Annotated in this window: 26 protein-coding genes and 1 pseudogene; 18 read left to right on the top strand and 9 right to left on the bottom strand. The window is 57.8% G+C overall.

Going from position 1 to position 23,310, the window contains the following annotated elements:
* The first annotated feature begins 64 nt into the window (after positions 1-64).
* The 9 genes and pseudogenes from ydgT to nth all read left to right on the top strand — a co-directional run bounded on the left by ydgT (position 65) and on the right by nth (position 7,464).
* Entirely contained in the window at positions 65-280 is a 216-nt protein-coding gene (gene ydgT / locus BWI95_RS15555) for a transcription modulator YdgT (protein WP_023481783.1), read from the top strand.
* 85 nt (positions 281-365) lie between these two features.
* The gene (locus BWI95_RS15550) at positions 366-806 is read left to right on the top strand and encodes a DUF2569 domain-containing protein (RefSeq protein WP_054803863.1); all 441 of its coding nucleotides are present in this window, start codon (positions 366-368) and stop codon (positions 804-806) included.
* A 78-nt stretch (positions 807-884) separates the two neighbouring features.
* Positions 885-1,466, top strand: a complete 582-nt coding sequence (rsxA, locus tag BWI95_RS15545) for an electron transport complex subunit RsxA (RefSeq protein WP_023481348.1) — start codon at positions 885-887, stop codon at positions 1,464-1,466.
* A complete protein-coding gene (rsxB, locus tag BWI95_RS15540; RefSeq protein ID WP_023481647.1) occupies positions 1,466-2,044 on the top strand; it encodes an electron transport complex subunit RsxB in 579 nt (192 codons plus the stop codon). The genes rsxA and rsxB overlap by 1 nt, the downstream gene beginning before the upstream one ends.
* Positions 2,037-4,445, top strand: a complete 2,409-nt coding sequence (gene rsxC, locus BWI95_RS15535) for an electron transport complex subunit RsxC (RefSeq protein ID WP_076769774.1) — start codon at positions 2,037-2,039, stop codon at positions 4,443-4,445. Before rsxB ends, rsxC begins: the two co-directional genes overlap by 8 nt.
* Positions 4,446-5,498, top strand: a complete 1,053-nt coding sequence (rsxD, locus tag BWI95_RS15530) for an electron transport complex subunit RsxD (RefSeq protein WP_023481509.1) — start codon at positions 4,446-4,448, stop codon at positions 5,496-5,498.
* Positions 5,499-5,507: 9 nt separating this feature from the next.
* Positions 5,508-6,127 (top strand): annotated as a pseudogene (rsxG, locus tag BWI95_RS15525) (electron transport complex subunit RsxG).
* Between the two features lie 3 nt (positions 6,128-6,130).
* Positions 6,131-6,832 (top strand): electron transport complex subunit E, encoded by a 702-nt coding sequence (locus BWI95_RS15520; RefSeq protein WP_076769773.1) that lies wholly within the window; start codon positions 6,131-6,133, stop codon positions 6,830-6,832.
* Entirely contained in the window at positions 6,832-7,464 is a 633-nt protein-coding gene (nth, locus tag BWI95_RS15515) for an endonuclease III (RefSeq protein WP_054802842.1), read from the top strand. Before BWI95_RS15520 ends, nth begins: the two co-directional genes overlap by 1 nt.
* 4 nt (positions 7,465-7,468) lie before the next feature.
* Here the strand turns inward: nth and BWI95_RS15510 are convergent, their stop codons facing one another.
* Positions 7,469-7,894 carry a CopD family protein gene (locus BWI95_RS15510; protein WP_054802843.1) on the bottom strand — a complete coding sequence of 142 codons (426 nt, stop codon included), beginning with the start codon at positions 7,892-7,894 and terminating at the stop codon, positions 7,469-7,471.
* A gap of 742 nt (positions 7,895-8,636) precedes the next feature.
* Between BWI95_RS15510 and dtpA the strand changes: the two genes are divergently transcribed.
* On the top strand, positions 8,637-10,139 hold the full coding sequence (gene dtpA / locus BWI95_RS15505) for a dipeptide/tripeptide permease DtpA (RefSeq protein ID WP_054802844.1): 1,503 nt from the start codon (positions 8,637-8,639) through the stop codon (positions 10,137-10,139).
* Between the two features lie 105 nt (positions 10,140-10,244).
* A complete protein-coding gene (gene gstA / locus BWI95_RS15500; RefSeq protein ID WP_054802845.1) occupies positions 10,245-10,850 on the top strand; it encodes a glutathione transferase GstA in 606 nt (201 codons plus the stop codon).
* An 81-nt stretch (positions 10,851-10,931) separates the two neighbouring features.
* Here gstA and tyrS read toward each other — a convergent pair whose 3' ends face one another.
* The 4 genes from tyrS to anmK all read right to left on the bottom strand — a co-directional run bounded on the left by tyrS (position 10,932) and on the right by anmK (position 14,597).
* Positions 10,932-12,206: a tyrosine--tRNA ligase gene (tyrS, locus tag BWI95_RS15495; RefSeq protein WP_054802846.1), complete on the bottom strand. Its 1,275-nt coding sequence runs from the start codon at positions 12,204-12,206 to the stop codon at positions 10,932-10,934.
* A 141-nt stretch (positions 12,207-12,347) separates the two neighbouring features.
* Positions 12,348-13,004: a pyridoxamine 5'-phosphate oxidase gene (pdxH, locus tag BWI95_RS15490; protein WP_076769772.1), complete on the bottom strand. Its 657-nt coding sequence runs from the start codon at positions 13,002-13,004 to the stop codon at positions 12,348-12,350.
* 56 nt (positions 13,005-13,060) lie between these two features.
* Positions 13,061-13,381: a C-type lysozyme inhibitor gene (gene mliC / locus BWI95_RS15485; RefSeq protein ID WP_076769771.1), complete on the bottom strand. Its 321-nt coding sequence runs from the start codon at positions 13,379-13,381 to the stop codon at positions 13,061-13,063.
* A gap of 91 nt (positions 13,382-13,472) precedes the next feature.
* The gene (gene anmK / locus BWI95_RS15480) at positions 13,473-14,597 is read right to left on the bottom strand and encodes an anhydro-N-acetylmuramic acid kinase (protein WP_054802848.1); all 1,125 of its coding nucleotides are present in this window, start codon (positions 14,595-14,597) and stop codon (positions 13,473-13,475) included.
* A 282-nt stretch (positions 14,598-14,879) separates the two neighbouring features.
* On the opposite strand from anmK, the gene slyB reads away from it, so the two are divergent.
* Complete coding sequence (gene slyB / locus BWI95_RS15475) at positions 14,880-15,347, top strand: outer membrane lipoprotein SlyB (RefSeq protein WP_054802849.1); 468 nt, start codon at positions 14,880-14,882, stop codon at positions 15,345-15,347.
* Positions 15,348-15,436: 89 nt separating this feature from the next.
* Here the strand turns inward: slyB and slyA are convergent, their stop codons facing one another.
* Positions 15,437-15,877 carry a transcriptional regulator SlyA gene (gene slyA, locus BWI95_RS15470; protein WP_054802850.1) on the bottom strand — a complete coding sequence of 147 codons (441 nt, stop codon included), beginning with the start codon at positions 15,875-15,877 and terminating at the stop codon, positions 15,437-15,439.
* Between the two features lie 154 nt (positions 15,878-16,031).
* Here slyA and BWI95_RS15465 point away from each other — a divergent pair, with 154 nt between their 5' ends.
* Genes BWI95_RS15465 through BWI95_RS15455 form a run of 3 tightly spaced genes read left to right on the top strand, consistent with a single transcriptional unit; the run spans position 16,032 to position 19,155 of the window.
* On the top strand, positions 16,032-16,268 hold the full coding sequence (locus BWI95_RS15465; RefSeq protein ID WP_054802851.1) for a DUF1656 domain-containing protein: 237 nt from the start codon (positions 16,032-16,034) through the stop codon (positions 16,266-16,268).
* A 2-nt stretch (positions 16,269-16,270) separates the two neighbouring features.
* A complete protein-coding gene (locus BWI95_RS15460; RefSeq protein WP_054802852.1) occupies positions 16,271-17,134 on the top strand; it encodes an efflux RND transporter periplasmic adaptor subunit in 864 nt (287 codons plus the stop codon).
* A complete protein-coding gene (locus BWI95_RS15455; RefSeq protein ID WP_054802853.1) occupies positions 17,131-19,155 on the top strand; it encodes an FUSC family protein in 2,025 nt (674 codons plus the stop codon). Before BWI95_RS15460 ends, BWI95_RS15455 begins: the two co-directional genes overlap by 4 nt.
* On the opposite strand, the gene sodC is transcribed toward BWI95_RS15455, so the two are convergent.
* The 3 genes from sodC to BWI95_RS15440 form a co-directional block, all read right to left on the bottom strand.
* Positions 19,148-19,669, bottom strand: a complete 522-nt coding sequence (sodC, locus tag BWI95_RS15450; RefSeq protein ID WP_054802854.1) for a superoxide dismutase [Cu-Zn] SodC — start codon at positions 19,667-19,669, stop codon at positions 19,148-19,150. The two genes, BWI95_RS15455 and sodC, sit on opposite strands and share 8 nt — an antisense overlap.
* Before the next feature lie 78 nt (positions 19,670-19,747).
* A complete protein-coding gene (locus BWI95_RS15445) occupies positions 19,748-20,644 on the bottom strand; it encodes an aldo/keto reductase (RefSeq protein ID WP_076769770.1) in 897 nt (298 codons plus the stop codon).
* Positions 20,645-20,692: 48 nt separating this feature from the next.
* Entirely contained in the window at positions 20,693-20,944 is a 252-nt protein-coding gene (locus BWI95_RS15440; RefSeq protein ID WP_164896944.1) for a DUF1289 domain-containing protein, read from the bottom strand.
* A 108-nt stretch (positions 20,945-21,052) separates the two neighbouring features.
* On the opposite strand from BWI95_RS15440, the gene BWI95_RS15435 reads away from it, so the two are divergent.
* The 3 genes from BWI95_RS15435 to gloA all read left to right on the top strand — a co-directional run bounded on the left by BWI95_RS15435 (position 21,053) and on the right by gloA (position 23,303).
* On the top strand, positions 21,053-21,649 hold the full coding sequence (locus tag BWI95_RS15435; protein ID WP_054802856.1) for a TetR/AcrR family transcriptional regulator: 597 nt from the start codon (positions 21,053-21,055) through the stop codon (positions 21,647-21,649).
* Positions 21,650-21,705: 56 nt separating this feature from the next.
* Complete coding sequence (gene nemA / locus BWI95_RS15430; protein WP_023481761.1) at positions 21,706-22,800, top strand: alkene reductase; 1,095 nt, start codon at positions 21,706-21,708, stop codon at positions 22,798-22,800.
* 95 nt (positions 22,801-22,895) lie between these two features.
* Positions 22,896-23,303: a lactoylglutathione lyase gene (gloA, locus tag BWI95_RS15425; protein ID WP_023481879.1), complete on the top strand. Its 408-nt coding sequence runs from the start codon at positions 22,896-22,898 to the stop codon at positions 23,301-23,303.
* Positions 23,304-23,310 lie beyond the last annotated feature (7 nt).

Genomic DNA, 23,310 nt, shown 5'->3' with positions numbered 1-23,310 from the left:
CGTCTATTATTTGCGCGCATAGTCGTTCTTTTTTTGCCTCTTCATTATATGGACACCCTCCGACATGACCGTGCAGGACTATTTATTAAAATTTCGCAAAATCAGTTCGCTTGAAAGCCTGGAAAAGCTCTTTGATCACCTTAACTACACCCTGACCGAGAGCAGTGAGATCATTAATATGTATCGCGCGGCCGATCACCGCCGCGCTGAGCTGGTCTCCGGCGGGCGGCTATTTGACATTGGGTGCGTTCCGCGCTCGGTATGGCGCTACGTGGTCTGAGGCCGCTGGCAATCGCCGTGCGATGCTTTATACTCGTCGCCCGGCAATGTTTGCCGCAACTGAATGTGTTAACAGAGGAAATGGCATGACAACAACACCCGCAGAACGTATCGGAGGCTGGTTACTCGCCCCTCTGGCCTGGTTGCTGGTCGCGTTATTAAGCACCTCGCTGGCGTTAATGCTCTACGTCACCGCCCTGTTAACGCCGCATGCGCTCTCGGCACTGCTGGCGCAGCCGTCGAAAGCGATGCTGCTGTTGATCTTATCCTTTATTTTTGCTGCCGCACTCTGGTGCTATACGCTCTGGCTGACTATCGCCTTTTTCAAACGCCGCAGCCTGGTGCCGAAACACTACATTATCTGGCTGCTGGTCTGCGTGCTGCTGGCGATAAAAGCATTTGCTTTTTCACCCGTTTCCGATGCGATGGCGGTTCGCCAGCTGATCTTTCCGCTGCTGGCGGCGGCGCTGTTTGTGCCCTACTTCAAGCGCGCGGTGCGCGTGAAGAAGACCTTTATTAACCCGTAAATAACCTTACAGTTAACCTGTTGTCGCCCGGGGCAGTTTGCCCGATAATAGGCGGCTTTTTTCATTTCAGGCCACATAATGACAGACTATCTTCTGCTATTTATCGGAACGGTACTGGTCAACAACTTCGTACTGGTGAAGTTTCTTGGCCTGTGTCCGTTTATGGGCGTTTCCAAAAAGCTGGAAAGCGCAATGGGTATGGGGCTCGCAACCACCTTCGTCATGACCATGGCTTCGATCTGCTCATGGCTTATCGACAACTGGGTGCTGATCCCGTTGAACCTGGTCTATCTGCGCACCCTCTCCTTTATCCTGATTATTGCCGTGGTGGTGCAGTTCACCGAGATGGTGGTGCGTAAAACCAGCCCGGCGCTCTATCGCCTGCTCGGTATCTTTCTGCCGCTTATCACCACCAACTGCGCGGTGCTCGGCGTCGCGCTGCTCAACATCAACCTTGGGCACAACTTTATGCAGTCGGCGCTGTATGGCTTCGCCGCCGCCGTCGGCTTCTCACTGGTGATGGTGCTGTTCGCCGCGATCCGCGAACGCCTTGCCGTCGCCGATGTTCCCGCGCCGTTTCGCGGTAATGCGATTGCGTTAGTTACTGCCGGCTTAATGTCTCTGGCCTTTATGGGCTTTAGTGGTCTGGTAAAACTGTAATGAATGCGATAACCATCGCCGTTGCAGTCCTGAGCGTACTTGGGCTGCTGTTCGGCCTGATCCTCGGTTACGCCTCGCGCCGGTTTGCGGTCGAGGACGATCCGGTTGTTGAACGTATCGATGAACTGCTGCCGCAGAGCCAGTGTGGGCAGTGCGGCTACCCCGGCTGTCGCCCCTACGCCGAAGCGGTCGGCACCCAGGGTGAAAAGATCAACCGCTGCGCCCCCGGCGGCGAAGCGGTGATGCAGAAAATCGCCACGCTGTTAAACGTCGACCCGCAGCCGATTGATGGCGATGCCGACGCGCTGGAACCGGTGCGTATGCTTGCCATTATTGACGAGAGCAACTGCATCGGCTGTACAAAATGCATTCAGGCCTGCCCGGTCGACGCTATCGTGGGCGCAACCCGCGCCATGCATACGGTGGTAAGCGATCTCTGCACCGGCTGTAATCTTTGTGTGGATCCGTGCCCGACGCAGTGTATCGACCTGCGCCCGGTTGCGCCAACCACGCAGAACTGGAAATGGGATCTGCACACCATTCCGGTGCGCACTATTCCTGTGGAGCACCATGCTTAAGTTATTTTCCGCATTCCGAAAAGAGAAACTGTGGGATTTTCACGGCGGCATCCATCCGCCGGAGATGAAAACCCAGTCTAACGGTACGCCGCTGCGTCAACTGCCGCTGGCGAACCGTTTTGTCATTCCCTTAAAGCAGCATATCGGCGCTGAAGGCGAACTGTGCGTCAGCGTGGGCGATAGCGTTTTGCGCGGACAGCCGCTGACCCGCGGCCGCGGTCGTATGCTGCCGGTGCACGCGCCGACCTCCGGCACCGTTGTGGCGATTGCCCCTCACGCTACCGCACACCCCTCCGCCCTGCCTGAACTGAGCGTCATTATCGAAGCGGACGGCGAAGATCGCTGGATTGCGCGCGAAGGGTGGCAGGATTATCGCGCCCAGAGCGTTGAAGCGCTGATTGAGCGCATCCATCAGTTCGGCGTTGCCGGGCTGGGCGGAGCTGGCTTCCCGACTGGTGCGAAGCTGCAAGGCGCCGGCGATAAAGTCGATACGCTGATTATCAATGCTGCCGAGTGCGAACCCTATATCACCGCCGACGATCGCCTGATGCAGGATTGCGCCGCGCAGATTATGGAAGGGGTGCGCATCCTCGCGCATATCCTTCAGCCGCGCCAGGTGCTGATCGGTATCGAAGATAATAAACCGCAGGCGATCTCGATGATGCGTGCGGTGCTGGCGGGCAGCCACGATATTCAGCTGAAAGTGATCCCGACCAAATACCCCTCCGGCGGCGCAAAACAGCTGACGCAGATCCTCACCGGAAAGCAGGTGCCGCACGGTGGCCGCTCGTCCGATATCGGCGTGCTGATGCAGAACGTCGGCACCGCCTACGCGGTGAAGCGCGCGGTGATTGACGGTGAACCGTTAACCGAGCGCGTGGTGACTCTGACCGGTGAAGCGGTTACCCGGCCGGGCAACGTCTGGGCGCGGCTCGGCACGCCGGTTCGTCACCTGCTCGATTACGCTGGCTTCCAGCCTTCGGCAGAACAGCTGGTGATTATGGGCGGCCCGCTGATGGGCTTTACCCTGCCGTGGCTGGATGTGCCGGTGGTCAAAATTACTAACTGCCTGCTCGCCCCTTCGGCCAGTGAAATGGGCGAAACGCAGGAAGAGAAAGGGTGCATCCGTTGCAGCGCCTGCGCCGACGCCTGCCCGGCGGACTTACTGCCGCAGCAGCTCTACTGGTTCAGCAAAGGGCAACAGCACGACAAAGCCATCGCACACAATCTCTCCGACTGCATCGAGTGTGGTGCCTGCGCATGGGTCTGCCCGAGCAATATTCCGCTGGTGCAATATTTCCGCCAGGAGAAAGCGGAGATCTCCGCCATCGCCGAGGAAGAGCGACGCACCGCCGAAGCGAAGGCGCGTTTTGAAGCCCGTCAGGCGCGCCTTGAGCGCGAGAAACTGGCGCGCCAGGCGCGACACAAGCAGGCCGCCGCGAAGCCTGGCGAAGAGGATAAGCAGGCAATTGAAGCCGCGCTTTCACGCGTGAAAGAGAAACAGGCCGCTGCCGCAGAGCCGGTGGTGGTGCAGGCTGGCGCCGAGCCGGATAACCGTGACGTGATTGCCGCCCGCGAAGCGCGTAAAGCCGAGGCGCGCGCGCGTCAGGCGGAAAAAGCGCAGCAGACGGCTGAAGGCGACGATCCGCGCAAATCCGCGGTCGAAGCAGCGATTACCCGCGCCAAAGCCCGTAAAGCTGAGCATGCGCAGAAAGTCGCTGCCGCTACCGAACCGGAAACCACCGAACTGGTCGATCCGCGCAAAGCCGCCGTTGAAGCAGCGATTGCCCGTGCGAAAGCACGTAAAGCGGAGCAGGCACAGAAAGAGATGCCTGCTGCCGAGCCGGAAACAAGTGAGCCGGTCGACCCGCGCAAAGCCGCCGTTGAAGCGGCGATTGCCCGTGCCAAAGCACGTAAAGCGGAGCAGGCACAGAAAGAGACGCCTGCTGCCGAGCCGGAAACAAGTGAGCCGGTTGACCCGCGCAAAGCCGCCGTTGAAGCAGCAATCGCCCGTGCCAAAGCACGTAAAGCGGAGCAGGCGCAGAAAGAGACGCCTGCCGCCGAGCCGGAAAGCAGCGAGCCGGTTGACCCGCGCAAAGCCGCCGTCGAAGCGGCGATTGCCCGCGCGAAAGCGCGTAAAGCGGAGCAGGCGCAGAAAGAGACGCCTGCCGCCGAGCCGGAAAGCAGCGAGCCGGTTGACCCGCGCAAAGCCGCCGTCGAAGCGGCGATTGCCCGTGCCAAAGCACGCAAAGCAGAGCAGGCCCGCGCGCAGTCCAGCGCAGAAAAGGCCTCCACGCACACCCAGGCTGCCAATGACGAGCCGCGTAAAGCGGCGGTCGCGGCGGCCATTGCCCGAGTTCAGGCTAAAAAAGCCGCGCAGCAAGCTGTTAACGAGGATTAAATGGTTTTCAGAATCGCAAGTTCCCCTTACACCCATAACCAGCGCCAGACCTCGCGCATTATGCTGCTGGTCACGCTGGCGACGATACCGGGCATCGCCGCGCAGCTGTGGTTCTTCGGCTGGGGAACCTTGATCCAGCTTATCCTCGCTATCGTCAGCGCCCTGCTGGCGGAAGGGCTGGTGCTGAAACTGCGCAAACAGTCCGTCAGCACCATTCTGGCGGATAACTCGGCCCTGTTAACCGGCCTGCTGCTCGCCATCAGCATCCCCTCTTTTGCACCGTGGTGGATGGTGGTACTGGGCACCGTGTTTGCGGTGATTATCGCCAAGCAGCTGTATGGCGGTCTCGGCCATAACCCCTTTAACCCCGCGATGATCGGCTATGTGGTGCTGCTTATCTCCTTCCCGGTGCAGATGACCAGCTGGTTGCCGCCCCATGATATTGCGCGCACGGTGCCCGGTTTGCTGGATGCCCTTCAGGTGATCTTTACCGGTCACAGCACCACGGGTGCAACGATGGATGCCCTGCGCATGGGGGTGGATGGCATCAGCCAGGCGACACCGCTCGACACCTTTAAAACCTCGCTGCATGCCGGACACAGCGTTGAGCAGATTATGCAGTACCCGATCTACAGCGGCGTGCTGGCAGGTGCAGGCTGGCAGTGGGTCAACCTTGGCTATCTGGCGGGCGGGATCTTTTTGCTGTCGCAAAATACCATTCGCTGGCATATCCCGGTCAGCTTCCTGCTCTCACTGACCCTGTGCGCCACCCTTGGCTGGCTCTTCGCCCCGCAGACCTTTTTAGCCCCGCAGCTGCATCTGCTCTCGGGTGCGACGATGCTCGGCGCGTTCTTTATTCTTACGGATCCGGTCACCGCCTCGACCACTAACAAAGGTCGTCTGATTTTCGGCGCGCTGGCCGGTTTGCTGGTGTGGCTGATCCGCAGCTTCGGCGGCTACCCGGATGGCGTCGCCTTTGCGGTGCTGCTGGCGAATATCACCGTGCCGCTGATTGATTACTACACGCGACCGCGCGTGTACGGACATCGTTAAGGAGCCGTCATGCTAGATACAATGCGTAAACATGGCGTCACGCTGGCCCTCTTTGCCGCTGGCTCCACCGGTCTGACCGCCGCCATTAACCAGATGACCAAAAGCACCATCGCCGACCAGGCGGTATTGCAGCAAAAAGCGCTCTTCGATCAGGTGCTGCCGCCCGAGAGCTATACTAACGCGCTGGCGCAGAGCTGTTATGTGGTGAGCGACCCGGCGCTCGGCAAAGGCCCGCATCGCGTGTGGATTGCGCAGAAGGACGATAAACCGGTGGCGGCGGTGATTGAGTCCACCGCGCCGGATGGCTACTCCGGTGCTATCCAGCTGCTGGTCGGCGCAGATTTTAGCGGTACGGTGCTGGGCGTGCGTGTTACCGAACACCATGAAACGCCGGGGCTTGGGGATAAAATCGAGCTGCGCATCAGTAACTGGATCACCTACTTTGCCGGCAAGAAATCGACGGCCCGGCCGATAGCCACTTCGCCGTGAAGAAAGATGGCGGCGATTTCGATCAGTTTACCGGTGCGACCATCACCCCGCGCGCGGTGGTGAATGCGGTGAAACGTACCGGGATTTACGCCATGACGCTGCCTGAGCAGCTGTCCCGTTTGCCAGAGTGTGGAGAGTAAACGATGAGCGAAGTAAAAGAGGTTATTGTCCAGGGGTTGTGGAAAAACAACTCCGCGCTGGTGCAGTTACTCGGCATGTGTCCGCTGCTGGCGGTAACGTCGACCGCTACCAACGCCCTCGGGCTGGGGCTGGCGACTACGCTGGTACTGACCCTGACTAACCTGTTTATCTCCCTGCTGCGGCGCTGGACGCCGTCGGAGATCCGTATTCCCATCTACGTGATGATCATCGCCTCGGTGGTCAGCGCCGTGCAGATGCTGATCAACGCCTATGCTTTCGGCCTCTATCAGTCGCTGGGCATCTTTATTCCGCTGATCGTCACCAACTGCATCGTGGTCGGTCGCGCAGAGGCGTTTGCGGCGAAAAAAGGGCCGGCGCTGTCGGCGCTGGATGGTTTTGCCATCGGCATGGGGGCGACCGGCGCAATGTTTGTGCTCGGTTCAATGCGTGAGATGCTCGGCAACGGCACGCTGTTTGACGGCGCGGATGGCCTGCTGGGCAGTTGGGCCAAAGGGCTGCGCATCGAAGTGTTCCATACGGACTCCCCGTTCCTGCTGGCGATGCTGCCGCCGGGCGCGTTTATCGGCCTCGGTATGATGCTGGCAGTGAAATACTTAATCGATCAGAAAATGAAAAAACGTCGTGAAGCCGCTGCCGCCGCGCAGGTCAACGACGCGCCAGAGACCTCGCCCGGGAAGGCATAATGAATAAAGCGAAACGCCTCGAAATCCTCACCCGGCTGCGGGAGAACAACCCGCATCCGACCACCGAACTGAACTTCACCTCGCCGTTTGAACTGCTGATCGCCGTGCTGCTCTCAGCCCAGGCGACGGATGTCAGCGTCAATAAAGCGACGGCGCTGCTCTACCCGGTTGCCAATACGCCGCTGGCGATGTTGGAGCTGGGCGTTGATGGCGTGAAGCAGTACATCAAAACCATCGGCCTTTACAACAGCAAAGCGGAGAACGTCATTAAGACCTGCCGCATTTTGCTGGAAAAACATGGTGGCGAAGTGCCAGAAGATCGCGCCGCGCTGGAAGCCCTGCCGGGCGTCGGGCGTAAAACCGCCAATGTGGTGCTGAATACCGCTTTTGGCTGGCCGACTATCGCCGTTGATACCCATATTTTCCGCGTCTCTAACCGCACGCGCTTTGCGCCGGGGAAGAATGTCGAAGAGGTGGAGGAGAAGCTGCTGAAAGTGGTGCCGGCGGAGTTTAAAGTCGACTGCCATCACTGGCTTATTCTGCACGGGCGATACACCTGCATCGCCCGTAAACCCCGCTGCGGCTCCTGCATCATTGAAGATTTGTGCGAATACGACAGTAAGACCGATTAACGCCTCAGAAGGGGCGTACCACCGCCAGTACCGTAATCACCACGGTAAAGAGCACCAGCAGCAGCGTAGCGTTGTTCAGCGCGCCTGTACGCTTCAGGGCTTCACCGTTCGCCAGCCGACGCAGCGTGGCGGAGAGAAAGCCGTGCAGGCCCGATAGCAGCACCACAAACACGATCTTGATGATTAACCACAGGTGCGGCATCTGCCCGTAGGCCACCAGCATGGCGATACCGGCAATCCACAGCACGATCATCGCCGGGCTGGTCATTCTGCGGTTCCAGCTGCGTACATCGTTAAGCAGAACCAGGGTGGTGCTTTTATCTTTCTGTCGCAGGCTCCACTGCGCCACCATGGCGCTCATCAGCATGCCGCCAATCCAGACGATTGCGCTGACAATATGTACTGCGTTGATCCACGGATGAAAATTCATCGCTTTGCTCCCATAAAAATGAAGTCAGAAGTCTGCCACTGCAGCCCCCTGCTGTCATGAACAACCGGCTTATCCGGGCAAGAATTGTTAATTATTTCTCTGTTAAGCGTATCGCTTGTAAAAAAAGCCGCCACAAAGTGGCTGATTTTAGGAGATAACTCATTGTGATACGCCTCACAACTCTGCAAAAGAGTCGCCTACTGACACGATCGGGCAGTCGAATAGCCATTTGAGCAAATAATCATCCGCTTATACACTTTCAGGCAGTTGAAACCTTTTTTTAGAAGAAAAAAATCCAACGCCAGGCGCTTTGAGGCTTATTTGCTAAGGCAATGTTAATAAAGGGCTAAATGTTAAAATCTACGCATCCCTGATATCCATCCCGTCCCTACTCTGCCGGGACATCCAACCAGATATGTCTCAGAAACCAGCCCAATGCACTGCCTGTGCGCGAAAATAGCCGAACATATCCCTTACCCCCGCGCTGGGATGTTAAGAACCAGTAGAAAAATCCACTTTTACCAAAATGATAAAATTAAACTCTGAATAACAATTCAGTTTGCCGAGCAAAGTTATGCGCTGGATCTATGTAACAGAATATGTCAAAAGACTTGCCTCATGGGCCAGGATAGTGAACATTACCCGCCGTTTCTCCTCCCAATATAACTAAAAGCGTGATGCAAACTGGTTATCGCGCGCTGAACACCCCCCGTTAATATGGGATGTAAAAAAAGAGGTCTACGTGTCAACTGCAAACAAACCAACAGAAAGCGTCAGCATGAACGCTTTCAAACAACCGAAAGCGTTCTATCTCATCTTCTCGATCGAATTGTGGGAACGTTTTGGTTACTACGGCCTGCAAGGGATCATGGCCGTTTACCTGGTTAAGCAACTGGGAATGTCGGAATCAGACTCCATTACGCTCTTCTCCTCCTTCAGCGCACTGGTCTATGGCCTGGTGGCTATCGGCGGCTGGCTGGGCGATAAAGTGCTCGGTACTAAACGTGTGATCCTGCTGGGCGCGATTGTGCTGGCGCTCGGTTATGCGCTGGTGGCCTGGTCAGGTCACGATGCCAGCATCGTCTATATGGGCATGGCAGCGATTGCTGTCGGTAACGGTCTGTTTAAAGCCAACCCCTCTTCGCTGCTCTCAACTTGCTATGACAAGGATGACCCGCGTCTCGACGGTGCGTTCACCATGTATTACATGGCGGTGAACGTTGGCTCCTTCTTCTCAATGCTGGCAACGCCTTGGCTTGCTGCCCGCTTTGGCTGGAGCACCGCGTTTGGTCTGAGCGTCGTTGGCCTGCTGATCACCATCGTTAACTTTGCGTTCTGCAAACGCTGGGTGAAAAACTACGGCTCCAAACCGGACTTCGAACCGCTGCGCATCGGCTACCTGCTGGCGACTATCGTCGGTATTGCGGTGCTGATCGCCATCGCCACCTGGCTGCTGCATAACCAGGGTATCGCGCGTATGGTACTGGGCGTGATCGCGCTGGGCATTATCGCCATCTTCGCGAAAGAGACCTTTACCCTGCGGGGCGCGGCGCGTCGCAAGATGATCGTCGCCTTTATCCTGATGGTGCAGGCTATCGTCTTCTTCGTGCTCTACAGCCAGATGCCGACCTCCCTGAACTTCTTCGCTATCCGTAACGTTGAACATACCCTGTTCGGCATCGCGTTTGAGCCGGAGCAGTATCAGGCGCTGAACCCGTTCTGGATCATTATCGGTAGCCCGATTCTTGCCGCTATCTATAACAAAATGGGCGATACCCTGCCGATGCCGCACAAGTTTGCCATCGGGATGGTGCTCTGCTCCGGCGCGTTCCTCGTGCTGCCGCTGGGCACCAAGTTCGCCTCTGATGCCGGTATTGTTTCCGTAAGCTGGCTGATTGCGAGCTACGGCCTGCAGAGTATTGGTGAGCTGATGATCTCCGGCCTTGGTCTGGCGATGGTCGCACAGCTGGTGCCGCAGCGTCTGATGGGCTTTATTATGGGCAGCTGGTTCCTGACCACCGCGGGCGCGAATATCATCGCCGGCTACGTGGCCAACCAGATGGCGATCCCGGAGAACGTCACCGACCCGCTGATGTCTCTGAACATCTACGGTAGCGTCTTCCTGCAGATTGGTATTGCGACGGCGGTGATTGCCGTGCTGATGGTGCTGACCGCGCCGAAGCTGAACCGCATGACCCAGAGCCGTGACGACGCGGATGAAGCGTCCAAAACCGCCACTGCGTAATCGCAAGCGGGTAAACATGAAGAAGCCGTTAACGTCAGTTAGCGGCTTTTTTTTTATGCAACGGCGTACTACTCTATGCCGGAATTTAGATAAAAGGAAACGTCGATGAAACTGTTCTACAAGCCAGGTGCCTGCTCACTTGCCTCCCATATCGCCCTGCGCGAAGCCGGGAAAGAGATCGCCCTTATCAGCGTCGATCTGATGAAAAAACGTCTGGAAGATGGCGAAGACTTTTTCGCGATTAACCCGAAAGGCCAGGTTCCGGCGCTGCTGCTGGATGACAGCACGCTGATCACCGAAGGCGTTGCCATTATGCAGTACGTTGCGGATAACGCGCCGCAAAGCCAGCTGCTGCCGGCTGTCGGTACGCTGCCGCGCTACAAGGCGCTGGAGTGGCTGAACTATATCGCCACCGAGCTGCACAAGGGCTTTACCCCGCTGTTCCGCCCGGATACGCCGGAAGAGTACAAACCGACCGTGCGCGCACAGCTGGAGAAGAAGCTGCACTACGTTAACGACGCCCTGAGCGGTAACGGCTGGATCAGTGGCGAGCACTTCACCATTGCCGATGGCTATCTCTTCACCGTGCTGCGCTGGGCGCATGCGGTAAAACTCGATATGAGCGGTCTTGGCAATATCGAAGCCTACATGTCACGCGTGGCGGCACGCCCGGCGGTGGCTGCGGCACTCTCCGCGGAAGGCATTGCCTGATTTACAGCGGCCTGCCTAAATGCAAGGCAAAGAAAAAGGCGGGATATTCCCGCCTTTTTTATCGTCTGAAGCCAGTGAAAATTACTTCCAGCACACCAGGCAGTAGTTCTTCTTACCGCGACGCAGCAGCGTGTAGCGACCAAACAGACGGTCGGCATCGGTAAAGAAGTACTCCGGATCGGCCTGCTTTTCACCGTTAATGGTGACCGCGTTAGAGGCGATGGTTTTGCGCGCCTGGCCGCGGGACGGCTGTAGCTCGGAATCCACCAGCGCCTGCATCAGATCCGCGCCCTTCTCCATCTCAACCATCGGTACGCCATCCTGCGCCAGCTGTTCAAAGTCGGCTTCGCTGAGATCGCTCAGCGTGCCGTTGAACAGGCTTGCGGTGATGCGTTTCGCGGCGGTCAGACCCTCGTCACCGTGAACCAGACGTGTTACCTGCTCGGCCAGCACATACTGCGCGCGCGGCGCTTTCCCGCTGTTCTTATCCTCTTCTTCCAGCGCGTTGATCTCAGCGATGTCCATAAAGGTGAAGAATTTCAGGAAGCGATAGACATCGGCATCGGCGGTATTGATCCAGAACTGGTAGAACTTGTACGGGCTGGTTTTCTTCGGATCGAGCCACACCGCGCCGCCTTCGGTTTTACCAAACTTGGTGCCGTCGGCTTTGGTGATCAGCGGTACGGTCAGGCCGAAGACCTGGTTCTGATGCAGACGACGGGTCAGATCGATACCGGAGGTGATGTTGCCCCACTGATCGGAGCCGCCAATCTGCAACGCCACGCCGTAGCGCTCGTTCAGGCAGGCAAAGTCATAGCCCTGCAGCAGGTTGTAGGAGAATTCAGTGAAGGAGATGCCGACATCATCGCGGTTCAGACGCTGTTTGACCGCTTCTTTGTTAATCATCTGGTTAACAGAGAAATGCTTACCGATGTCGCGCAGGAAGGTCAGCACGTTCATGCTGCCGAACCAGTCGTAGTTGTTCGCCGCGATAGCTGCGTTCTCGCCGCAGTCAAAATCGAGGAACGGTGCCACCTGGTTGCGGATCTTGTCGACCCACTCCTGCACGGTATCTTCGGTATTGAGTTTACGCTCTGAGGCTTTAAAGCTCGGATCGCCGATAAGCCCCGTGGCGCCGCCCACCAGCGCGACCGGTTTGTGACCCGCCTGCTGGAAGCGTTTCAGGCATAACAAAGGAACCAGATGCCCCAAATGCAAGCTGTCAGCGGTGGGATCGAAGCCGCAATAGAGCGCGATTGGCCCCTGCGCCAGTCGCTCTGCTAACGCTTCCTCATCCGTCACCTGGGCCACCAGGCCCCGCTCTTGCAATTGTTTAATCAAGTTACTGCTAGCCATCAAATTCTCCATGTATAAAACGGACTGCACCTATGCCGGTACACGACTTTTCGCCAGATGCGAAAGGATACTTCAGGGGGGCAGATAGCATAAAGCGCCGGGCTACGTTGCACCAGCGCTTATCACAACATTTTCGGCGTTTTACGGTGCCAGACGGTCGATTTTCCACGCGCCATTTTCACGCTGGTACAAAAAACGATCGTGCAGACGATTTGCACCGCCCTGCCAGAACTCCATCTGCTCAATCGGGATGCGATAGCCGCCCCAGAAACTGGGCAGTGGCACCTCGCCTTGCTGGAATTTCTGTTTCAGTTCGAGGAATTTGCTTTCGAGGATACCGCGCGCAGAGATGCGGCTTGATTGCTTCGAGACCCATGCGCCGATTTGGCTGTCGCGCGGGCGGCTGTGGAAATACTTCACTACTTCAAGGGTGGAGAGACGCTCCGCTTTGCCGGTCACCATCACCTGGCGCTCCAGCATGTGCCACGGAAAGAGCAGGCTGATAGCCGGATTATGTTCCAGATGCTGCGCTTTACGGCTACCGAGGTTGGTGTAGAACACCAGCCCTTTTTCGTCGTAGTGCTTGAGCAGCACGATGCGCTGATAGGGTTGCCCTTGCTCATCAACGGTGGCGACCACCATGGCAGTCGGGTCGGCGAGCTGCGCTTCACACGCCTGGCCAAGCCAGCGCTCAAAGAGCGTTAAGGGTTCAGCGGGAAGGTCGGCGCGGCGCAGACCGCCTTTGGTGTACTCACGGCGCAGGTGCGCAATGTGCTGCAATTGATCGTTATCAGTCATGGCGTTAGCGAAAGTTGTCCTCAGGGAGAGCTATTATGCGCCCCCCGGTGAAAATCTCAACGCTGCGGAATTAACTGACAGTTGTTTAACACAATGCGGTCGTGTTTATAGACGGTGGCGCCGTCGCCTTTTGACCAGAAAACGTATACGCCGTCGGTATAACGCGCGCCCGAGGCGGAGAGCCCCTGCTGCAGGGTCAGTTGTTGGTTATCAAGCACGAAACTCGCCTGCTGGCGGGTCTGGTTAATCTTGACGGTCAGCGGCTTTTCATCGCACTGATAGGCGAGAGTATCGGTGTGCATGCGCTCAACGAACTGGTTGTAATAGCTGCATCCGGCGAGCAGTGCGGGCAGGCAGACGATAAGAATTTTTTTCATAGGATACTCCGGGACGCTCCTGGTCACGGAGAGCGAAGCGCCCTCCTTAAACCCGGTCAGTCTAGCGGCGTACCCCTGAAGTGGAATGCGGTTAACTCTGATTCTGCCGTGGGTTAGCCGGGAAGATAGCCCCCAGCACCGTTGGCGCGGCAGCACCGGTCACCGAGGGGAGATTGCCCGGCAAGCCAGCCAGCGTGCGCCACGCCAGCCACGCAAAGGCCAGCGCTTCCATATCGTCGCCGCTAATCCCGGCATCATCGGTCGGTGCCACTTCAATACCCGGAAGCTGGCTTGCCAGACGCGCCATTAAAAGCGGGTTACGGCTGCCGCCACCGCACACCAGCAGCCGCTCGCAGCCACCGCTGAGTAACACCTGTTCGGAGATGGTGACCGCCGTCAGCTCCACCAGCGTCGCCTGTACATCGCAGGCGGCAAGCCCCGGATAGTGAACAAGATGACGCTCCAGCCAGGCGGCGTTGAAATACTCCCGCCCGGTGCTCTTCGGTGCCGGCTCGGCAAAATAGGGGTCGCTCAGCATTCTTTGCAGCAGCGGCAGGATCACTTTGCCTTCGCTCGCCCACTGCGCGTTCTCATCGTAGGGTTTGCCCAGATGACGCCAGATCCACGCATCAAGCAGCATATTGCCCGGCCCGGTGTCGAAACCTCTGACCGGCTGACCCGGGATTAAGAGGGAGAGATTGGCGATACCGCCGATATTGAGCACCATACGCCGCTCAACCGGGTGCGCGAGCAGCGCGTGATGAAAAGCGGGGACCAGCGGCGCGCCCTGCCCGCCGAGCGCCATATCGCGGCGGCGAAAATCACCGACTACGGTAACACCGGTACGCGCGGCAATCTGGTTGTTATCACCGATTTGCAGCGTGTGCGGCGCTACGCCCGTTGGTTCGTGCCAGACGGTCTGGCCGTGACAGCCTATCGCCACAATATCCTGGGCAACGAGCTGCTCTCTGTCCATCAGGGCTAATACCGCATCGGCAAAGAGTTTGCCGAGCTGCGTGTCGAGGCGGCCAAGCTGAGAGAGGGTCAGCTCCTGCCCCTGACAGATGTTGAGGATCCCCTCTTTAAGCGGCAGCGGAATGGGAAAGGTCAGGCTTGCCTGCTGCGCGACCATGGTGTCGTCGATGGCGGCCAGCACCACATCTACCCCGTCCAGACTGGTGCCCGACATCACCCCAATATAGCGACCTGATTTCATATCCCTTCCTTTCATGCATGGCAAAGAGGCTCCACTCCACCATAAAGCGTCCGTTTACGCCATCAACTGCAAACACTTTTTAACAATCCTCACCATTTTGCTTAAGTGTAAATGGCGCAAAGTACGCTTATAATCGCTTCGTTTAGATCGGGTTGATCGCGCTTTGTGTATCATTTTTTTCGGGAATTGGCTGAAGATTCGAGTGGCATTGCGAATATGCCATATAATTTAGCCATGACGGATGCTCGCAAGGGCGTTTCATGGTGAACAGGAGATTCATAAATGATGTTACGTGCACTGGCAGTTTCGCTGGTTGGTTTTACATTGGCTGGGTGTGTGAATAACGACTCGCTCTCCGGCGACGTCTACTCTGCATCCGAAGCCAAACAGGTGCAAAATGTCACTTACGGCACCGTGGTTAACGTTCGTCCGGTGCAGATTCAGGGCGGTGATGACAGCAATGTTATCGGCGCGCTGGGTGGTGCCGTACTGGGTGGTTTCCTGGGCAACACCGTTGGCGGCGGCGCAGGTCGTTCGCTGGCAACCGCCGCAGGTGCAGTAGCCGGTGGCGTTGCGGGTCAATCCGCACAGGGTGCGATGAACAAAACCCAGGGCGTGGAGCTGGAAATTCGTAAGGATGACGGCAACACCATTATGGTGGTGCAGAAACAGGGTAAAACCCAATACGTTGCAGGTCAGCGCGTCGTCATGGCGAGCAACGGCCGCGAAATTACCGTTTCCCCGCGTTAATCATAAGCGTGTGCGGTCATGCTGATGGCCGCATAAGCCCGCCCTTAACGGGCATAAAAAAAGCCTTGCGATTGCAAGGCTTTTTGCTTTTAGTCTCGCGACTGGAGCTCGGTAATATTGTGCTCCAGCCGGGCGATCATCTTAATCAACATCTCAAGCTCCTCCGCAGAGAACCCGGATAAAATCTCACCCCGGGTCTTACGAATTACCGTCTCCATCTGATCGATGATAGGCGACGCTTTGTCAGTCAATTTAATGCGTTTTGCCCGCCGATCGCTGGCGCAAGTCTGGCGAGAAATCAGGCCCTTCTCTTCCAGTTGATCGAGCGTGCGCACCAGTGAAGGCTGCTCAATGCCGATCGCTTTTGCCAGTTGAATTTGCGACTGGTCGGGCGGTAACTGATGAATATTGTGCAGCGTCACCCAGTGTGTCTGCGTTAATTCCAGAGGTTTTAGGCGATGGTCAATCAAAGCACGCCAAATGCGCACTAAGCGTGCCAGATCAGAACCTAATGGCGATTCCAATTTCATCTCCTTATAATTAGTTTGCTAAGTTATTATACTCATTTCAGAATAGTTTGCAGCATTTATATTTGTAAAACAAATATATTGCTCGCCTCGCCAGGGCTTGTGCCGCGCCGCTTTCCGCGCGCTGGCGCACTTATTTTAAACAGGACAGTGACGCGTGAAGTTAACCTCAAGTTCTCCCGATTTACCCTTCCAGGATCTTATCTTTGGCGCCTCGGTCTATTTTCCGCCGCTCTTCAAAGCCGTGATGCTGGGTTTTCTTATCTGGCTGATGGCGCACCGCCTGCTGCGCGACTGGATCTACGCGGGCGACATCTGGCACCCGATGCTGATGGATCTCTCCCTCTTTGTGATTGCGCTGAGCCTCGCGCTCGGCCTGTTGATGGTGTGGTAACGATGCGGCTTAACTCACTGAAGTATTTCTCAACGTTATTGGTCGTGGCGATTGCGCTGGCCGCAGGCTGGTGGATGTGGAATGTCTATATGCAGTCGCCCTGGACGCGGGATGGCAAAGTGCGTGCCGAGCAGGTGAGCATCACGCCGCAGGTCTCCGGCAGTATTCGCCAGCTGGCGGTGAAAGATAACCAGTATGTTCACGCAGGCGATTTGCTGTTTCTGCTTGACGATACCCCTTATCACATCGCGGTAGTGAATGCCGAAGGGCAACTGGCGAAGGCGCAAACGGAGCTGGCAAAAGCCAATAACGAAGCCAACCGCCGCCGTCACCTCTCACATAACTACATTTCGGCTGAAGACCTCGACACCGCCAATATTGGCGTGAAAGCGGCGCAGGCCGATGTCGCCGTCGCCACGGCGCAGCTTAACCAGGCGAAATGGCAGCTGGCGCAAACCCGCGTTACCGCGCCGGTTGATGGCTGGGTGACTAACCTCTCTGCGCGCACGGGCAACTACGCCACTGCCGGTCAGCCGGTATTTGCGCTGGTCGACAGCCACTCGTTTTATGTCGTCGGCTATTTCGAAGAGACCAAACTGCGCCATATTCGTGAAGGTGCCGCAGCGAAGATTGTGCTCTACAGCAGCAACAAAACGTTACAGGGTCACGTAGCCAGCATTGGTCGCGCCATTTATGATCAGAGCGTGGAGGCGGACAGCGGGCTGGTGGCGGATATAAAACCGACGGTTCCATGGGTGCGGCTGGCGCAGCGTGTGCCGGTACGCATTCAGTTTGACGCCCTGCCGCAGGGAATAACGCTGGTGGCTGGCACTACCTGCACCGTGACCATCAGCGAGCAGCCGTGAGCAGGCTGGCGCAACTGTGGCAAAACCTGCCGTGGGTTAAGGCGACTGGCGGCCAGTGGCGCTACGCGCTGCGTAACGGCATTGCTATGTGCCTCGCCCTGACGCTTGCCTATGCGCTCAATCTTGACGAGCCTTACTGGGCAATGACCTCTGCGGCGGTCGTCAGTTTTCCCACCGTCGGCGGCGTGATCAGTAAAAGCCTCGGGCGCATTGCCGGCAGCCTGCTTGGGGCGTGCGCCGCACTGATTATCGCCGGGCAAACCCTTAACGATCCGTGGCTTTTTCTGTTTGCCATGGCGGGCTGGATAGCCTTCTGCACCTGGGCCTGCGCCCAGTTCAGCAATAATGTCGCCTACGCCTTCCAGCTGGCGGGCTACACCGCTGCCATCATCGCGTTTGCGATGACCAATATCACTGAAATTACCGAATTGTGGGACATCGCCCAGGCACGCGTCTGCGAGGTGATTCTCGGCATTCTGTGCGGCGGCCTGATGATGATGATCCTGCCCGGCACCGCCGATGGCCCGACGCTGCTCGCCGCGCTAAGAAGGATGCATGCCCGGCTGCTGGAGCACGCCAGCCTGCTCTGGCAAGCCGAAACAAACGACGCCATCCGCAACGCGCATGAGAGCCTGATTGGGCAGATCCTCACCACGAACCTGCTGCGCATTCAGGCCTTCTGGAGCCACTATCGCTTTCGCCGTCAAAACCGCGTGCTCACCTGGCTGCTCCATCAGCAGTTGCGCATGACCAGCGTCATCTCCAGCCTGCGGCGAATGATGCTCAACTGGCCAGACGCGCCCGCCTCTCTGCGCCCTGTGCTTGAGCAGCTGCTGGCAGAGCTGGCGCATCACGATGCCGACGCGCTCACGGTCGCGCGCATCATTGCTCCGCTGGCACCTGCGCCGGACGCTGACTATCGCCATCACGCTTTCTGGCAGCGGCTGCGCTACTTTTGTCGGTTATACCTTGCCAGCAGCCGCTGGTTACGCCATCTGGAAAATGCCTCGCCGGTAAGCGAAGCGCTGCCACCGCGCAGCCCGGCGTTAATGCGTGATATCGACAATGCCGAGGCGCTGTGGAGCGGGCTGCGAACCTTTGTCGCGCTGATCATGGTCGGGGCGTGGAGTCTTAACGCGCAGTGGGAGCATGGCTCCGCCGCGCTGACGCTGGCGGCGATCAGTTGTGTGCTCTACTCCGTTTCGCCCGCGCCGTTCAACTCTTTAACTCTGCTGTTGCGCACACTTGCCCTGCTGACGCTGTTTAGCTTTGTGGTGAAATTTGGCCTGATGGTGCAGATCAACGCGCTTGCGCTGTTTCTGCTGTTTCTCTTTCCGCTGCTTACCACCCTGCAATTGCTCAAGCTTCAGATGCCAAAGCGCGCCGGGCTGTGGGGGCAACTGATTGTCTTTATGGGATCGTTTATCGCGGTGAGCGACCCACCGGTGTTTGATTTTGCCGATTTTCTCAATGCCGATCTGGCAAAGATCCTCGGCGTAGCGCTGGCCTGGCTCGCCTTTGCGGTGCTGCGACCGGGATCGGATGCGCGCAAAAGCCGTCGCCATATTCGCGCCCTGCGCCGCCATTTTGTTGACCAACTGAGCCGCACGCCGAGGCTGCAGGAACACCAATATGAGTCGGTTGTTTATCACCACATCAGCCAGCTCAGTAACAGCCAGGATGCACAGGCGCGGCGCTGGTTGTTGCGCTGGGGCGTGGTGCTGCTCAACTGTTCGCATGTGGTGTGGCAACTGCGCGGCTGGGAGACGCGTTCCGATCCGTTAAGCCGGGTGCGCGATCGCGCCATTGGTCTGCTGCGGGATGTGATGAGCGAGCGCGGCGTGCAGCAACGGTCGCTCAACGCCACGCTCGCAGAGTTAGATCGGATTTGCGCGGCGCTGGGCCAGCATCACCAGCCCGCCGCGCGGGAACTCGCCTCGCTAATCTGGCGTCTTTACTGCGCGCTTGCCCAGCTGGAAAACGCGCCCGCGCCAGGGACAATCAGCGAGCCGGTTACTTAATTACGCCGCAGGCATAACGCGCCCCGCCACCGCCGAGCGGTTTCGGCTGATCGGACATGTTATCGCCACCGACGTGGATCATCAGCGCCTTACCTTTCACCTCGTCCAGCTTTTTCAGGCGCGGCGCGACGACGGCATCGGTCGCTTTACCGTCATTATTGACCACCAGCACCGGCAGGTCGCCTAAATGGCCTTCCCCTTCCGGTCCTGCATGTTTGCCTGTTTTATGAGGATCGAGGTGGCCACCCGCGGCTTCAGCGGCAGAGGGCTTGCCCTCTTTCATCGCCGGTTCGCAGCTCCCTTTCGCATGAACATGGAAACCGTGCTCGCCGGGCGGCAGCGCGTTGAGGTCGGGCGCAAACTCCAGCCCTTTATCGGTTTCGCTGATCTTCACGCTACCGACGGACTGCCCGACGCCCTGCGCGGTGACGAGGTTCATCTGCACTTCTTCACTGGCGGCCTGCGCACCCGCACAGGTGAGCAGAGCCAGCATTGCCAGACTAAAACGCTTCATATGACCTCCGTTGGATTGTTTTCGCTCTGTAAGTGTAGGCCAGAGCGGCACATTTCACCGGGAGGTCATAGCGTTAGCTTACGGCACGTCGTAGCCGAGCGCCGCTTTACGGATGCGGAACCACTGCTGGCGGGACATCTGTAGATTCAGCGCGCCAAGGGATGAACGCACGCGCTCAATTTTGCCGGAGCCGATAATCGGCAGCGGCGCAGAGGGTAAGCGCAGCACCCAGGCATAGATCACCTGCTCAATATTTTCGGCGTTCAGCTCCGTTGCCACCTGGTGCAGCTCATCGCGCAGCGGCTGGCAGTCAGCATCGCTGAAGATGCGCCCGCCGCCCAGGCAGGACCACGCCATCGGGCGGATACGCAACTGCTGCAGTTGATCGAGCGTGCCATCAAGCAGCAGCGGCTGGTGCACAGGCGAGATCTCTACCTGATTGGTGACCAGCGTAAACGGCAGCCGTGATTGCAGCAGGGAGAATTGCGCAGGCGTAAAGTTAGAGACGCCGAAGTGGCGCACTTTACCGCTCTGATGCAGCTGTAAAAAGGCTTCGGCGACTTCATCGGCATCCATCAGCGGATCCGGGCGATGGATCAACAGCAGATCGAGATAGTCGGTCGCCAGGTTGACCAGCGACTGCTCGGCGCTGCGAATAATATGGTCGCGCTCGGTGATGTAGTGACCGAGCGCGTGTTCCGGCTTCGCGGTGGTGGCGATGCCACATTTAGTGACCATCTCCATGCGCGCGCGCAGATGCGGGGCAAGGTTGAGGGCTTCACCGAAGGCGGCTTCACACTGATAGCCGCCATAGATATCGGCATGATCGACGGTGGTGACGCCAAGATCGAGATGAGCTTCAATAAAACTGACCAGTTGGCGCGGCGTGAAATTCCACTCCATCAGACGCCAGTAACCCATCACAAAACGTGAGAACTCAGGACCTTGCGGCGCAAGGGCAATACGCTGAACCATCATGATTTCCTCGAAGGTAATTTGCCCCGAGTATACCCATTTTTGCCCTTAAAACAGCGAAGGTTGATCAGGTTCTTCCGGGGGTTGGTCACGCATTGCGCGCAATTTACGCTGCAAACGTTGGCGGCAGAGGCGCAGCACCTCCTGCTTTTGCGCATCACTCATCGCTTGCCAGTTAAAGCGCTCATCGCGGCTGCGCATACAGCCACGGCAAAAGCCGCGCTCATCTGACTGACAGATGCCGCGACACGGACTCTGGACCGGGAAAAACTCCAGTTGTTCAGGCAATGGACGCTCCATAGATGCAGGCTTTCTCTACATTCAAGACCGCGGTGAGATATTGCGCAACTGTTAAAAACGCATTGTTCGCCAATTGCCATCACAAAGTTCGCCCGCTAGAGTGTGTCGATGCGCAAGAATTCTGAACACGATACACGCGAACACTTACTGGCCACCGGCGAGCAGCTCTGTATGCATCGCGGCTTTACCGGCATGGGGTTGAGCGAATTACTGAAAACGGCGGAAGTGCCGAAAGGCTCCTTCTACCACTACTTTCGCTCGAAAGAGGCGTTTGGCGTGGCGCTGCTTGAGCGCCACTACGCCGGTTACCACCAGCGGCTGGCGCAACATTTTGCCAGCGGCCCGGGTACGCCGCGCGACAGATTGCTGGCCTATTATCAGGAGACCCTGAATCAGTTTTGCCAGCAGGGTCACATCAGCGGCTGCCTTACCGTCAAACTCTCGGCGGAAGTGTGCGATCTCTCGGAAGATATGCGCACGGCGATGGACAGCGGCGCACGGGGAATTATCGCCCTGTTAGCTAAAGCGCTGGAACAGGGACGCGATGATAAGAGCCTCGCCTTTGCCGGTGAAGCCCACACCCAGGCGCAGGTGTTATATGCCCTGTGGCTCGGCGCTAACCTGCAGGCAAAAATTTCGCGCAGTGCCGTGCCGCTGGAAAGCGCGCTGGCGCATGCGCAGCAGATCATTACCCGGCCTGAATAACATCAGGCTTTTTATTTCACCTTTTACTAGTCGACCGGTCTATTCAGGAGTTGTTTATGTCCAGTAAATTATTTACGCCGTTGAAAGTCGGTGCCATTACCGTACCGAACCGCGTGTTGATGGCGCCCCTGACGCGCCTGCGCAGCATTGAACCGGGCGATGTACCGACGCCGCTGATGGCGGAGTATTACCGTCAACGCGCCAGCGCCGGGCTTATCATCAGTGAAGCGACGCAAATCTCCGCCCAGGCCAAAGGCTATGCGGGCGCGCCGGGTCTGCACAGCGACGAGCAGATCGCCGCCTGGAAAAAGATCACCGATGCCGTGCATGCCGATGATGGCCGTATTGCGGTTCAGCTGTGGCACACCGGCCGTATCTCCCACAGCAGCTTACAGCCGGGCGGTGCCGCACCGGTTGCGCCGTCAGCCATCAGCGCGGGTACCCGTACCTCGCTGCGTGATGAAAACGGCAACGCCACCCGTGAAGATACCTCCATGCCGCGCGCGCTGGAGACCGATGAGATCCCAGGCATCGTTAATGATTTCCGTCAGGCCGTTGCCAATGCACGCGAAGCCGGTTTCGATCTGGTTGAGCTGCACTCTGCCCACGGCTACCTGCTGCACCAGTTCCTCTCACCTTCTGCAAACCAGCGTACCGACCAGTATGGCGGCAGCGTTGAAAACCGCGCGCGCCTGGTGCTGGAAGTGATCGACGCCGTGTGTGAAGAGTGGAGCGCCGATCGCATCGGTATTCGCGTTTCGCCAATCGGCTCTTTCCAGAACACCGACAATGGCCCGAACGAAGAAGCTGACGCGCTCTATCTGATTGAAGAGCTGGGTAAACGCGGTATCGCGTACCTGCACATGTCCGAACCGGACTGGGCGGGCGGTGAGCCCTACAGCGAAACGTTCCGCGAAAAAGTGCGTGCGCGCTTCCACGGCCCGATTATCGGCGCTGGTGCATACAGCGTTGAGAAAGCCGAAGACTTGATCAACAAGGGGCTGATCGATGCCGTGGCGTTTGGCCGCGCCTATATCGCCAACCCGGATCTGGTAAAACGCCTGCAGCTGAAAGCGGAACTCAACCCGCAGCGCCCGGAAAGCTTCTATGGCGGCGGCGCGGAAGGTTACACCGACTACCCTTCTCTCTGAGAAGCGGATTGAGATTTGATAGCGGCCCGGATCGGCCGCTATACTAAAACCGTGTTTCGAACCGGAACGTTAACGCATTCATAAAAGAGGATATTATGCGCTTACTTCACACCATGCTGCGCGTCGGCGACCTGCAACGCTCAATCAATTTCTACACCAACGTGCTGGGCATGAAACTGCTGCGCACCAGCGAAAACCCGGAGTACAAATATTCGCTGGCTTTTGTCGGTTACGGTGATGAGAGCGAAGAAGCGGTGATTGAGCTGACCTACAACTGGGGTGTCGACAGCTATGAGCTGGGCACGGCGTATGGTCACATCGCGCTGAGCGTAGAAAACGCGGCGGAGTCCTGCGAAGCGATTCGCAAAAACGGCGGCAACGTCACCCGTGAAGCTGGCCCGGTTAAAGGCGGCACCACGGTTATCGCCTTCGTTGAAGATCCGGACGGTTACAAAATCGAACTGATTGAAGAGAAAGACGCCGGACGCGGTCTGGGTCACTGATCCCCCC

This window comes from Kosakonia cowanii JCM 10956 = DSM 18146 (genome assembly GCF_001975225.1).
Taxonomy (GTDB): domain Bacteria; phylum Pseudomonadota; class Gammaproteobacteria; order Enterobacterales; family Enterobacteriaceae; genus Kosakonia; species Kosakonia cowanii.
The sequence above is the reverse complement of the archived record's forward strand: the minus strand, read 5'-3'. Positions and strand labels throughout refer to the sequence as shown.

Bases quoted from the DNA above. Each gene is read 5' to 3' on its own strand.
- gstA (WP_054802845.1), top strand. From the start codon at position 10,245: ATGAAACTGTTCTACAAGCCAGGTGCCTGCTCACTTGCCTCCCATATC.
- rsxB (WP_023481647.1), top strand. From the start codon at position 1,466: ATGAATGCGATAACCATCGCCGTTGCAGTCCTGAGCGTACTTGGGCTG.
- BWI95_RS15435 (WP_054802856.1), top strand. From the start codon at position 21,053: ATGCGCAAGAATTCTGAACACGATACACGCGAACACTTACTGGCCACC.
- mliC (WP_076769771.1), bottom strand. From the start codon at position 13,381: ATGAAAAAAATTCTTATCGTCTGCCTGCCCGCACTGCTCGCCGGATGC.
- anmK (WP_054802848.1), bottom strand. From the start codon at position 14,597: ATGAAATCAGGTCGCTATATTGGGGTGATGTCGGGCACCAGTCTGGAC.
- tyrS (WP_054802846.1), bottom strand. From the start codon at position 12,206: ATGGCTAGCAGTAACTTGATTAAACAATTGCAAGAGCGGGGCCTGGTG.
- BWI95_RS15550 (WP_054803863.1), top strand. From the start codon at position 366: ATGACAACAACACCCGCAGAACGTATCGGAGGCTGGTTACTCGCCCCT.
- BWI95_RS15460 (WP_054802852.1), top strand. From the start codon at position 16,271: ATGCGGCTTAACTCACTGAAGTATTTCTCAACGTTATTGGTCGTGGCG.
- BWI95_RS15520 (WP_076769773.1), top strand. From the start codon at position 6,131: ATGAGCGAAGTAAAAGAGGTTATTGTCCAGGGGTTGTGGAAAAACAAC.
- BWI95_RS15510 (WP_054802843.1), bottom strand. From the start codon at position 7,894: ATGAATTTTCATCCGTGGATCAACGCAGTACATATTGTCAGCGCAATC.
- slyA (WP_054802850.1), bottom strand. From the start codon at position 15,877: ATGAAATTGGAATCGCCATTAGGTTCTGATCTGGCACGCTTAGTGCGC.
- nemA (WP_023481761.1), top strand. From the start codon at position 21,706: ATGTCCAGTAAATTATTTACGCCGTTGAAAGTCGGTGCCATTACCGTA.
- gloA (WP_023481879.1), top strand. From the start codon at position 22,896: ATGCGCTTACTTCACACCATGCTGCGCGTCGGCGACCTGCAACGCTCA.
- slyB (WP_054802849.1), top strand. From the start codon at position 14,880: ATGATGTTACGTGCACTGGCAGTTTCGCTGGTTGGTTTTACATTGGCT.
- BWI95_RS15445 (WP_076769770.1), bottom strand. From the start codon at position 20,644: ATGGTTCAGCGTATTGCCCTTGCGCCGCAAGGTCCTGAGTTCTCACGT.
- rsxC (WP_076769774.1), top strand. From the start codon at position 2,037: ATGCTTAAGTTATTTTCCGCATTCCGAAAAGAGAAACTGTGGGATTTT.
- rsxA (WP_023481348.1), top strand. From the start codon at position 885: ATGACAGACTATCTTCTGCTATTTATCGGAACGGTACTGGTCAACAAC.
- rsxD (WP_023481509.1), top strand. From the start codon at position 4,446: ATGGTTTTCAGAATCGCAAGTTCCCCTTACACCCATAACCAGCGCCAG.
- pdxH (WP_076769772.1), bottom strand. From the start codon at position 13,004: ATGACTGATAACGATCAATTGCAGCACATTGCGCACCTGCGCCGTGAG.
- BWI95_RS15440 (WP_164896944.1), bottom strand. From the start codon at position 20,944: ATGGAGCGTCCATTGCCTGAACAACTGGAGTTTTTCCCGGTCCAGAGT.
- ydgT (WP_023481783.1), top strand. From the start codon at position 65: ATGACCGTGCAGGACTATTTATTAAAATTTCGCAAAATCAGTTCGCTT.
- sodC (WP_054802854.1), bottom strand. From the start codon at position 19,669: ATGAAGCGTTTTAGTCTGGCAATGCTGGCTCTGCTCACCTGTGCGGGT.
- nth (WP_054802842.1), top strand. From the start codon at position 6,832: ATGAATAAAGCGAAACGCCTCGAAATCCTCACCCGGCTGCGGGAGAAC.